This window comes from Paenibacillus sp. 2003, from assembly GCF_031455635.1.
Classification (GTDB): Bacteria; Bacillota; Bacilli; order Paenibacillales; family Paenibacillaceae; genus Paenibacillus; species Paenibacillus amylolyticus_B.
The window spans coordinates 38,954-51,373 of record NZ_JAVDTB010000001.1 but is presented as its reverse complement, the minus strand read 5'-3'; the positions used below and the strand labels follow the sequence as shown (position 1 = coordinate 51,373).

The window sequence follows — 12,420 nt, the reverse complement described above, 5'->3', positions numbered from 1 at the left end:
AAATATTTCCAGGTACCGAGCAGCACTAGCCCCGATGCGTGAATGTGTTGTTATCTGTGGTATCGAACTTCGTCAATTTGCTAACTATTTCTCTATTCCGAGAAACTAACTCTAACGAGAAACACGAAAATACTGATCCTATTAAATATGGAAGTGTAAACCATCTAACTGCATTTTCAATGAATTGCCTTACTTCTTCTGTAGTTATCCTAGTGTTAGACATTGAATTCAACTTCGGCGTTATCAAGTCTGACAAGAAATCGGACACGAAGAAACAGTATGATATTGTAGAAAATAAGGCTAGAAGGAAATAAATAGCCACCTTTGCTTCATTAAATCGTTCTTCAGGTGTCCAAAAAACCACAAGATTTATAAGTACTATACTTAGAATAATTACCATCCAGCCTAAAGTTCCATTCGCGATAAAAAGTTTCTCGTCAAAAATTTCAAAAAGCATCATCCCAATAAAACTATATAAAACAGCAGAAATTATCGGAGTAAAAAGCAAAAGTAACATTAAATAAAACCAGTTTGTTACTTTATCCAAATATAAGTATCTTGCGCTAAAGTAAATGAACGAAAAAAAGAATACTATAACTATATTAAGTAGAAACGGAACAGTATGAATTAATCCCATTGAAATAAACAAAGATATAAATGTCATTGAAAATGACCAATTTGAAATTTGTTTAAAGTATTCCTTAGATCCTCTGTCCAATTTTCTTATTTCAAACAAAACAATAATGTTAATTGTTAATACAACAACTATAAAAGCCCATAAAAAAAAGTTAACTAATCCATTTGTATACCTAAACGCAGTAATAGTGAGTATGGTTAGTACAATCCCGTAAGAGGCGTAGACAGATTCATAGTTTTTGTTTAGTATTTTTCCTTTCGTCCACAGGTAAATTGTTACAACAAAACTCTTCAATATACTAAATAAGAACAATAGTATTGATTTAAAAGTTTCCATTTCTCTCTCCAATCGCTATTTCAGATAACGCTCCTGTATTTATGAACTCCAGGCGGGGCCGTCTGCTGAAATTCCTCTCCGAAATCCACCTAGCAGACCCAGGCTCAGAAGGAGCCTCTGCTTGAATGTTAGAGATGTCGAATTAATCTTCATTGCTATTACTTTCGAATTTCTTTTCCTGATTCTGCTTAAATGTCCTTCCATTAATATCTATCCACTCCACAGGCCCTGCTGCTTGACGCCCCAGTACTACAGCAGTCGCTGCACTAATACTTGAAAAAATCGCATTCTCATTAAATATATAGAATTCTCCGCCATCTATTAGAACTCCGGTTTCTATCAACTTATTTCGCTGCTTGATCCATCCTTCAGAGATTGAACTTGATGTTTGTTTACAGCTTTGAGATCCAGACAGAACTACATATCCTTTTTCAGTTTCAATTAATTTAGCAGAAGCTTTTTTGCTTTTCAGCGTATATACAATGTCGCTATTAACTGGTAGCGGCGCAACCACAGTCTCATTTGATTGTTTGAGAATAGAGGGAACCAAGAACATAAAATTAACTACTGGAAAAATCAACTTCATCTGTTCTAAAAAGTACTCCATGTCCGAAATATCAGCTTCAGGGAGAGTCGTTAGTTCCGGCTGATTCGAATTATCAATTTCGGCTGTTTTCGCATCTTTAGATAAAGAGATAATTCGAGATTCTAAATACTTTATATGAGACTTAGTAAGCATTTCGTCTTTGCTTATAAAAGCTACAATTTCAATAAAGTCCTTATCTGAATCAGCTAAATGTTTCTTTAATCTCTTTTTAAGATTTTCCGATTCCCCTATGTATATGCGTTCATTATAGTTGTCACTGTTAGGTAAGGATTTTAGAATATACACTCCAGGTCTATTAAACTCAGAGCGCTCTATAATTTGGGGCAGAGAAGAGCGTTGTGAATATACAGCCTTTCCTGACCAATTACCAATCTCAATTGTTCTGGGCCCTGTTTCTGAGCCATCAACAAGAAATATAGTTAGTTTCTTTCCCACTTTTGTTTCTCCTTTAATTTGTTTTCTCATAACGTTACTGTATTCATGCCCCCCGTAGGGGTTATCTGCTGAAATCCCTCTTCGAAATCCTTCCCGCAGACCAAGACTCTACAGGAGCCGCTGCTTGAATATTATGTTATACGAAGGATTTGCATCAATTGAAATAACCCAGTCTAATTCAATTCATTGTTAGCTAGCAATTGTCGGCCTATGGTAGTGATAAAAAAGCGAACCCCATTGGCTTTTGTTGTTTGCTCCACTAATCCTTGCTGTACTAATTTATTTATATTTTGATTAATGATATCTTTATTAATTTTTGTTTCTTTATTCAAACCTCCTAGAGATCTATATATATACTTACTTTCTGATAAAGCTTTAAGGATTTTATATCTATCATCTGTTGTATCAAATGCTATTTCCACCGAAGCTCCCTCTGAATGCTCACTCTCTGTTTCGTTTGAAACAATTTCATTAACATCTTTCTTCACATGCTCTAAGTTTTGCCTAACTTCATTCAATTCTTTAATTACTTTACTAGTCATTATTTGTATAAAAGCTTTTGAAGAAATTGAAGCTACTAAGCAAAAACCAATTATTATAAAAATTTTATTATCATCTGTTTCACTTTCAATAATCAAATTACTTGAAATTGTATTTAGAAATAAGGGAACAAGCAGCGATGCTGCAATTCCTATTATTATTGACTTAATAAGCTCAATATTTTTACTCACTGGTTCATCTTTAGCTTTGGTAGAGAAAAAACTTACGATACCCCCAAAAATCCCTGATGCCACAAGAATAATAAATAGCTCTAAATTATGATTCATTTTAGTATTTACTCCTTTATTGAAAGTCTTCCGTATAACGTTCCTGTATTCACGCCCCTAGCGAACGCTAAGGTGTCTGGCTCCTGCCGGACCAAGGACGAAAGTCCGCAATGTAAGAATTCTATCATTCAATCTAGGTGTATTTACACGCATCATTTACCCCTTCGAAAATGAAAAGCTTTAAATCTTGATACATTTTCTACTGTCTTATCTATTTCCTATAAGTTCCTGTATTCACGACCCAGCCTATGCTGGGTGTCCGGCGAATGCCGGACCCAGAGCGAATGCTCGCAGCGTGAATATATTGTTAAACGAAGTTAGTCTTCTCTCAAAATGCTACTTGAATTGTCTACTCTATAAGCTAATAGGCTAATTAAAATGATATAGTCCATAGCTCTATCAGGATCATCGGTAATATTCCCATGTCCCCTTGGATTTCGAATCCCCATTACAACTCCCTCAAATAAGTGCATAATTCCTTCTTGTTCATCTAAATCAGTCTGATCTATCAAGTTATTAAAGCTTAAAATGGGTTTATTTCTCGAAAAAACTGTTCTAACTAAGTTTGTTCCATCTAAGTCATGTCTTTTTGATTTTTCTTTAACATAGTTAATCAATGATTTAGATGCTTCAAATACAGCACTTGAAAAATGACCATCTTTATATAAATTCAAACAAACATTAGAAATACGTGGATGCAAATTTAATCCATTGAATGTTTGAATTTTGACAGTATCAGGATCTTGTTCCAAATCAAATTTTTTCTCTGCCAATCTTTCTATCAAACCGTTTAACATACTAATTGCATGTTCAATTCCTGATTGAAATTTTGTTTGTTTTCCTAAAAATGAATCACCAATCACGTATGCTCCTTCCCAAATAGCATAGTGTTGATATTTAATAAATTCAGGCGAAAACTGACCGTAAACCTCTCTTATTGTTTCTTTGATACTTACTTCAACATTCTCAACTTTTGGGTCTGAATAAAGGGTTATTTCTCTTAATTCTTCTACATCTTGAACTCTACGTTCTATTTTAGTAATTGCACGATCTATCTCTTTTATTGTAAATTGTTTTATTTGTACCGTCATTTCTTCTGGATTTTTCCTTGTCATATTCTGAGCCTCCAACATTATATGTTTCAGATTGATTTCGTTTAACATCTAATCTATGTACTTCGTGAACATCACACGTCTTGCCTGAGATATGAACTACGTATATGATAACCTATGCGGTGATATTTGCGAAGAAAAATTTGGTGAAAAAGGGAAATATATTGGGAGACACAATCTCCCTTGTCCATACGATCCAATGTACTCTGAATATGTTGAATATTTTTCGTACTAACATGCGTATATCGCTGAGTTGTTCGTGCACTCGTATGACCGAATAGCTCCTGTATGTATCGTTGATCTTTACCGTTTTTCAGTAAATGAGTGGCGAAGGAGTGTCTCAGCGCATGTATACTTACCTTTTTCACAATTCCTGCACGTCGTCTTTCTCCTTCAAACACCTTCTGCATGCTCCTGTCGATCAGAAGATTGCACAGGAAGTAGCTATCGATTTACATTCAGCTATGTATTTCTGTACGATATCCCAAGGGAGATTTGAAAGATGCGTCCTCCGATCCTTTTGCCCCTATTTCACGATGAGTGTCTGCCTTTCAATATCCAGATCGCTGCAACGCAGACGACCAACTTCACCTACACGAAGCCCGGAAGAATAGGTCAGAGACAATCGACCTGATTACAATAGGTTTTGATCGTTTTACGGTGTAATCTTCGTAACTTTAGCTCCTTCTGCAACGCTTATTTGCTTCACTAGTTGTTTACTTACTAGCATTTCATTCGAAATGAAACAATCTACTTACAGATAACGGAAAATGCTGATAGAATATACGGATGATGAAGTGTTTTCATGCAACGGTATTGTTAGTAGTACAAAATAGGATGGGGTCTATTTGATTATCAAGAAACTAATAATTTGCGTCATCACACTTTGTATTCTAATCATATTAGGTTTTCTCAGGTGGGACAATCTTGAGTCCAGCGTAGATCTTCGCTATAAGTATGATCGATGGGCAGGTCAAAAATGGGTAGAGTTCTATCCGCCGCTAGCTGCTTCTTCCAACAGCATGGAGTTTCCACTTATATATATGGATGAAATCCATCAGAGTGATATAAATAAGTATTTAGAAAAACAAGCTCTCACCGGAGAGTTAGTCAATAAGTGGATTGAACGAACAAAGTTAACGGATGGATATATAGGTCTATTATTATTGAATATTCTAATGGTCATTTACAGTTTCTTCAAAAGCCAAAGAGCATATAAACACAAAGACAGCAGTCCCCGATGAGGAACTGCTGTCTTTAACTCCAATGCATCTCCATAAGCGCCTTTCTAAAAGTACAAATCCCATCCCACAATAAAAGTAGCAAATAGGAAAGCCGACACTCCGGTCATGATATATATGGCCTTTCGCTTTTTGCTGTAATTTATCTTCCACAGTTTGTAGATCAGCAAGACAAGATATGCTGAAGCTAGAATCACATAAATCAGGTTAAAGATGAGATGAATTCGTAATGAAGAATAGGAGGCGTTTAAACTCAATGCTCGCATGGCTAGTACTGTAGTATTCAGTAGGAATGCCAGACCTGCAATATTAATGGCAACATGATATTTATCAAACCCTGTCCCGGGTCTTTCCCATTTTTTCAATCTGTAAAAAAATAATCGGATAAAATAGCCAATCACAGCTCTCAAATTGAATACGATGGCTATTGCAAGAGCTATTAAAGAGGCAATGATCAAGATCATCTTTGAGCTTGATACACGTACATAATCATTGTAAGTAAAGGATACCTTCTCAACGACACCATCTTTCTCAACAACATTGGTGAAGTTACTAAGATCAAATGTGGAATACTTTTTCAGCAAAAGAATCGAATAGAGCTTAGTAAATCCAGAACCGGAACGTCGTGTAGTGAGATAATATCCACCATTTCCAGAGGTTACAGAGCTAGTGCTGTAATTATCCCCAAACAATTTCTGGACAAGACCAAAACAATATATATCTTCTTCGAACTGGTTTGTCATCACCACTAACCCAAAATTAGATTTGGGATCAAAGACCAATTTATTCGAAAACCCCAATGTATTTCCACCGTGTTCCAGTGCAGGTGTCCAGTACTCTACCTCAATGAATCCATGTGCGATCCGAGGGATAGAAGTTCCATCATAATACAGACTGGTTGACAGCATTTCGTCTAAGGTTTCTTTGTTCTTGAATAATAAATTACCACTATTAATTGGCATCAGGGCTGCTAGAAATTTTGCTGTATCTTCTGCGGTGCCCATGGCACCTCCTGCAGGATATATGTTCATGTATACTTTGGTTTTGGGGATGAGTTCGGCATTAGCAGTATAGCCTTGAATCTGATCCCTTCTCAGCACGAGGTCTGGACGATCTTGATGTGACGGATGAATCGTAGTTTCTTTCATATCCAGTGGTTTAAATATATGTTCATTCACGTATTCGTAAAAAGGTTGTCCGCTCTGCACTTCTACGATGTAGGCAGCCATAGCAACACCATAGTTTGAATAAGCAAATACACTCCTCGGTTCATAGATCTGTCTTGGCTCAAATTTTTGCAATGTTTCTCCCAGATCCATAACTTGATTCTCGGATAGATACCATAACTCAAGCATCCTATCCTCCCAACCCGCTTGATGATTCATAAGATCTAATAGCGTAATGGGGGCATCATACTCCAGCTTCTTTAGAAACCCTTTCGGTAGATATTCCTGAATATTAGTATGTAGATCAAGCTTTCCCTGCTCGACAAGCTGCATTACACTCGTCCAGACCAACAGCTTAGTGACGGAACCCCATTCAAAAACAGTAGAGCTGTCCGCCTTTCTCTGTTGCTCAATATCTGCATAGCCATAGGCCTTACTAAAAATCGTTTCCCCGTTCTTGATAGCCACAATTGAAACGGCAGCGGTGTTTTTCTCATGCGTAGCCACATAAGAATCGATCGTCTCCTCTAGCGAAGACAACGGAATTCTGGAAGGCGTAGTCTCCACATTCTCTATCTCAGCGTATACTGGTACCGCACATGCCATAATGAAAAACACGAGTGACAGAACACAGGCGACTACTTTGTTAACATAACGATACCTTCGATCTATTTGCATTAGCTACTCTCCTTTAACATTAAAAATAACTGCGATCTCATTATGTATGTTCATAAGATCACTAATTTCATGAATCTATAAGTTTTATAGAATTCAGACAACGTTCCTTTGTTAAGTAGCGCTTACTAAGATAATTTGTCGTTCTCCGAGTTATCGGTCTTGCTTTTGATTTGTTCTTCAGTAAAACCAGACCACTCATCCCAGTCATTTGCAGAAATATCCCAGTATCCATTCAGGCGAATTATTCTTTCCATGTACCCGATATTCAATATAGATTGAACTCCTATTCTACAGGACATTGTATTTTCTACAACACTCTAAACATACAAATGCCAACCCACAATAAAAGCAGCCAATATAAAAGCTGATAGTCCAGACATGATATAAATGACCTTTTGCTTTTTGCTGTAACTGCTCTTCCACAGTTTGTAAATAAGCAAGCCCAGATACACCACTGCTAGAACCACATAAAGTAGGTTAAATATTAAATTGATCCGTATCGAAGAATAAGCAGGATAATTTGGAAGTCTCGTGTGTATGATTAACAGGTTAAAAGGAAGTACCGCACCTGCAACATTAATTGCAAGATGATATTTATTAAAATCTATCCGAGGGTTTCCTCGTTTATTTCGTTTGTAAAGTAGCATCCGGATTACATAGACGATCAAAGCAGTCACACTGAAAAGGATGGCTAGTATGACAGGAATAAAAGATATTACAATCAAGTTCACCTTCCATTTCGATACAGGCAAGTAATCCATGTAAGGAGTGAAGGAAATTTTTTCAACCACGCCATTATGCTCGACCACATTATACAGACTACTTAACTCAGCTTTTGAAAATTTGGTTATATCAAGCTGCCTGAATAAATCGGTAAATCTAGCGGCAGGCCGTCGTGCAGATTGAAAATATCCTCCCCCCTCTGAAGTAATAATATTAGAATTTACGTTATCGCCAAAAATTTCTTTGATAAGTCCATAATAATAAATTTCCTCAAAAGACTGGTTTGTCATGACGACCATCCCGAATTTAGATGCGGGATCAAAGACAAGTTTGCTGGAAAACCCTTTCAGATTCCCCTCATGCATCAGTGTAGGCACCCAGTATTCCATCTCAACGAACCCATGCGCAAATCGCGGAGTAGAGGTCCCGTCATAATAGAGACTTGTTGATAACATTTCGTTTAACGTATCTCTATTCTTAAATAATACATTGCTATCACCCACAGGCATCAACGCAGCAAGGAATTTCCCTAAATCTTCTGCTGTCCCTATGGCTGCCCCTGTAGGATAAAACGTTACGTATACTCTGTTCTCAGGTATCAGTTTCAAATCTTTCGTATACCCTTCAATCTCATTCCTTCTCTGTACTAGGGCTGGACGATCTCGCCCCGTTGGATGAACCGTAGTGTCGTTCATATGAAGAGGTTCAAAGATATGTTGATTAACATATTCATAAAAAGGTTGTCCACTTATCTCTTCCACGATGTAACCAGCTAGACCAACGCCGTAGTTCGAATAACCCACGATGCTATTCGGTTTATAGATTTGTTTCGGCTCATTTTTACGCAGCGTATCTCCTAAATCAACATTTTCATTCTCGGCGTAATAATACACTTCAGTCACTGTTTGATCTTCCCAACCCGCATTGTGATGCATCAGGTTCAAAAGGGTAATTGGATCATCATATTTCAGCTTTTTGAAAAATCCCTCTGGCAGATATTCCTGGATATCCGTCTCCAAATCAAGCTTTCCTTGTTCGACAAGCTGCATCACACTCGTATAGACCAACAGTTTCGAGATGGAAGCCCATTCAAAAACCGTAGAGGTATCCGCCTTTCGCTGATTCTCTATATCTGCGTAACCATATGCCTTATTCACAATGGTTTCACCGTCTTTAATAGCCACAACCGAAACGGCAGCGGTGTACTTCTCATACGAGGCAACATAAGCATCAATCGTTTCCTCTAAATTGGATAAAGGAATCCGGGATGGTGTAGTATCAACCTGTTTCTCATCAGCGTGGGCAGGTACTGCTATTGCCATAATGATAAATATGTATGAAAGAACACAAGCGATTACTTTCTTTACAGTGTGATATCCACGATTCATCTGCATTAGCTTCTCTCCTTTTATTTCAATGTTAGTTACATACTCTTGTTCTCCCGTATACGTTATCAAAAGAGTCCACACGAATCTAAATTTTTTTCAAATGCAATTACATTACACTCCATTCAAGAGATAGGTCGGAGAATTTCACCTTTCCAATTAACGATGTTTATTTCTTTGTCTATCAAGAGGCACCAATCAATAATTTCACCTATCAATTTTGGCGTGATGATCTCATCGCTCCATTGCGGTGTTAGTACTCTTCTGTATCCTATATATTCTGTTGTCCAGCCTTCGAATTCTTCTCCGATGATGACTATATATGGGGGCTTGTTCTTAATACTGTGTTGTCCCACTTCATAAGTGATTTTTAACTTCTTATCTTCAGAAACGATATGTAATTTGATTATCCCTTCATCATCAATATCCGGTTCAACATACCAATAGAATAGTCGATTGGAGCGAACGATTTTACGTTTATATTTTTTTCTTACGCCCATAACTTACCTCACATATTCCTTTTTCCTTTGATCGCAGTATTTGGTCAGTTATCCAAGACACAGCTACAGTAGTTTTGGAAACTGATATCAAAAGCCACAGTGAGTTTAAGGAGTAGTACTCTTGTAGAAATCAATTACTCTATCAAAGATCTCGATCTCTCGTTTTTTTATGTCCGGTAATGTCTCGCAATGCTTTACAATATGATGTATATTATCTGCTACAGTCTCTGCTTTATGAATCCCCACATATCCAGGTACCAGTTCATTAAGGTAATGGAAGTATCTCATTTGAGGTTCAATCATGCGCAGATGTTTATCAAAATTTCTTCTGGATCTTGTCTGATCCATCTCCTTTCGCTTGCGCAGTTCATCTTCTTCTGCCCAGAATAGTACATAAGCATCCGGTAATGATATTTCATTCTCCAATAACTTCTCTCTAAAAAAGTTCGCTGTTTCATCTAAAGATAGGTGCTCATAACCATATATCCAGCTGTACCAAATCTTAAATACATCGCCATCCAAAATCACATAATCATGTTGTTGATTCTTCTCATATGCTATATGCCATCTATCGATTTGTCTCTCCAGTAACCACATCATAAGCTCCCTACCTTCAAGATGAGGAGTTTCAAAAAGAATCCCTGTTTCTGGAACTATAAATGCATCATATTGTGTAGCGAACTGCTGACAAGTGGTACTTTTACCTACAGAACTGGCACCTTCGAGACAAATTATCGTCATTGAAATATATTACCTCCTGATATGACTCATAAAATGATTAATCAACCTTCACTGGCTCTTAAGTGATCATGTTAAATTTCATATTAGACTATGCATTGTAAATTTCTTTGATCTTCAGCCATGTTTCATACCAAAATGTTTTTCGTTTAAGAGGTTTAATCACCTTAATCTCGACTTCTTTTCGTTTCAAATAAACCGTGCCATCCACTTCGATGAGTCTATCGCCAAATGCAAATGCCATATCCTTGCAGTCTTTGTGATAGTGGTTCTCTCTAGTTTCTGACCACTCCGCTTTTTCAATAGAATGTCGTTTTCTCAATTATTTAAGATCCTCCTTTAAGGGAAACACCACTATTTACAGCAAAAAGGAAGCCTGTCCCACAACATAAACACTTTATCCGATATTGATGAGCCTTAAGATTCGTCTATTCCTACATAATGTTATCTGATGTCCCTTCCTTCGAAGCGTGTTTTAAAAACTTTATTTCTTATTCTTATTCATCGTTATATGGATTTGCATACAAATCAACATCAATTTCAGCATGAATCATATTAACAAATTCAATAAAATCCGAATCGAAATAAAGAGCAGGGCTTTTGCCCTCTTCTATTCTTATTACAATGAAAAATTTCGTAAATAATCGATGTTCAATCCGAATCGAATTGATTTCTTTCACTTTATTTTTTAATAAATCGACTACTTTTGTTAGTTGGTGATTTACATCTAATGATTCTTCATAATCCGTACCTAATGTCCATGATGTTTCTTTTATTCGATGCTTTTTGTTAATTATGTCGCCTTTGTAAGCCGTATTGGTAGGTTCGATTCTAAGTATTGAAGTTACATGATTCGGATTGAATTCATCTCCAAACAAGCTAAAATAAGCCATTACTTCAGTTTTGTCTTTCAGTAGTTTCACCTCTTTAAGAATGGATGTATGAATCTCACCTAACAATCAAAGATTCACGACTGGCTTCATCCTTAGATAGCTCTTATCTTAGGATGAGTGAAATCCTCATTTAATCCAGAAATTTTTAATATCTTCTATTATAATTTTTGAAATATGTATGGATGAATCCTGCGGGTATAACCATATTGTTACGATAAGAGTTAAACATATCATTAATCCTAGAATAACTCGTCCAACAACTCTAAATCTGGTGTATCTAAGCAAATAATAAACTAAACTGGATGAGATCAGAATAATCACACCATTCATCATAAAGGTAATGGGCAAGCTTATAATCCTGCCTAATCCGGTGTTAGGATATTTTAATAAAAGTAAAATCTCTAATACTACAAATGGAACTGACAGTAGAACAATATAAAAAAAATGACTTTTGAATTTTCTCTCCACCACTGAAATCGCCTTCAATATTTTACCCTCTTAATCTATAGTAATTTTCTGCCGTATATATTGACCATTCCCAAAATTTATCTCCCTGACTGATAATAAATCGTTCGAACCACAACTCGAAGTTCATATTCAAGGGCCTCGACTCATGAAAATGATCTATGTGCCCCTTAACCATTAAGTAATTATTTGAGCCTTGGCTATATGCTTTCAGATCAATTATTATATTATCTTGGTATATATAGGCTATCTTTAAGTACCCATCATTTGGTTCCTCATACGTTGATTCTTCAATATCCTGCCACTTATATAAATATGCTTCTCCACCGTATTGCGGATGGTCAAATAATGATGAACCATTGGTTATTTTCAAAAAGTTAATATAATCATTCGGAAGTTTATATCCTAACTTCCTTTGGAATTCCAATAAATCACTTTCATCTGCTGCTTCATTAAACTGACAGGTAGCTTGAGTTAAATAACCTTCTTGAAGTTGTAGTTCTAGTAATTTATTATTTTCTAATCTTTTCTTCAGAGACTCTATTGTTTTATAAATTAATTCTCCTTGAATCAACTTCCATCAATCCTTTCGGAAATTCGTATAATGTTTGGCATTTCTGACGCTCAAGCAGCTTAAGTGAACGTAGGGAGCGGGTCGTTAGACTTAGCTGGTTGAA

General features: G+C 36.4%; 12 protein-coding genes. All 12 read right to left on the bottom strand.

Translation table 11 applies throughout. The features are described from left to right. Nucleotides 1–1,115: 1,115 nt before the first annotated feature. The 12 genes from J2X75_RS00275 to J2X75_RS00220 all read right to left on the bottom strand — a co-directional run bounded on the left by J2X75_RS00275 (nt 1,116) and on the right by J2X75_RS00220 (nt 12,317). Nucleotides 1,116–2,015, bottom strand: coding sequence for a GIY-YIG nuclease family protein (locus J2X75_RS00275; RefSeq protein WP_090998996.1), 900 nt, complete (start codon nt 2,013–2,015; stop codon nt 1,116–1,118). 173 nt (nt 2,016–2,188) lie between these two features. Then, complete coding sequence (locus J2X75_RS00270) at nt 2,189–2,842, bottom strand: YEATS-associated helix-containing protein (RefSeq protein WP_310333575.1); 654 nt, start codon at nt 2,840–2,842, stop codon at nt 2,189–2,191. Between the two features lie 317 nt (nt 2,843–3,159). Further along, nucleotides 3,160–3,957, bottom strand: a complete 798-nt coding sequence (locus tag J2X75_RS00265; protein ID WP_310333574.1) for a TIGR02391 family protein — start codon at nt 3,955–3,957, stop codon at nt 3,160–3,162. A gap of 71 nt (nt 3,958–4,028) precedes the next feature. Next, complete coding sequence (locus J2X75_RS00260) at nt 4,029–4,364, bottom strand: tyrosine-type recombinase/integrase (protein WP_310333573.1); 336 nt, start codon at nt 4,362–4,364, stop codon at nt 4,029–4,031. A gap of 878 nt (nt 4,365–5,242) precedes the next feature. Further along, nucleotides 5,243–7,039: a serine hydrolase domain-containing protein gene (locus J2X75_RS00255; RefSeq protein ID WP_310333571.1), complete on the bottom strand. Its 1,797-nt coding sequence runs from the start codon at nt 7,037–7,039 to the stop codon at nt 5,243–5,245. Between the two features lie 125 nt (nt 7,040–7,164). Then, entirely contained in the window at nt 7,165–7,308 is a 144-nt protein-coding gene (locus J2X75_RS00250) for a hypothetical protein (protein ID WP_310333570.1), read from the bottom strand. 48 nt (nt 7,309–7,356) lie between these two features. Beyond that, nucleotides 7,357–9,156, bottom strand: a complete 1,800-nt coding sequence (locus J2X75_RS00245; RefSeq protein ID WP_310333568.1) for a serine hydrolase domain-containing protein — start codon at nt 9,154–9,156, stop codon at nt 7,357–7,359. A 116-nt stretch (nt 9,157–9,272) separates the two neighbouring features. After that, complete coding sequence (locus tag J2X75_RS00240) at nt 9,273–9,647, bottom strand: hypothetical protein (RefSeq protein ID WP_310333566.1); 375 nt, start codon at nt 9,645–9,647, stop codon at nt 9,273–9,275. 105 nt (nt 9,648–9,752) lie between these two features. Further along, nucleotides 9,753–10,388: an AAA family ATPase gene (locus tag J2X75_RS00235; RefSeq protein WP_310333565.1), complete on the bottom strand. Its 636-nt coding sequence runs from the start codon at nt 10,386–10,388 to the stop codon at nt 9,753–9,755. Between the two features lie 88 nt (nt 10,389–10,476). Continuing rightward, on the bottom strand, nt 10,477–10,707 hold the full coding sequence (locus J2X75_RS00230) for a hypothetical protein (RefSeq protein WP_310333564.1): 231 nt from the start codon (nt 10,705–10,707) through the stop codon (nt 10,477–10,479). A 175-nt stretch (nt 10,708–10,882) separates the two neighbouring features. Further along, entirely contained in the window at nt 10,883–11,344 is a 462-nt protein-coding gene (locus J2X75_RS00225) for a DUF4279 domain-containing protein (RefSeq protein ID WP_261313686.1), read from the bottom strand. A gap of 424 nt (nt 11,345–11,768) precedes the next feature. After that, complete coding sequence (locus J2X75_RS00220) at nt 11,769–12,317, bottom strand: SMI1/KNR4 family protein (protein ID WP_310333563.1); 549 nt, start codon at nt 12,315–12,317, stop codon at nt 11,769–11,771. Nucleotides 12,318–12,420 lie beyond the last annotated feature (103 nt).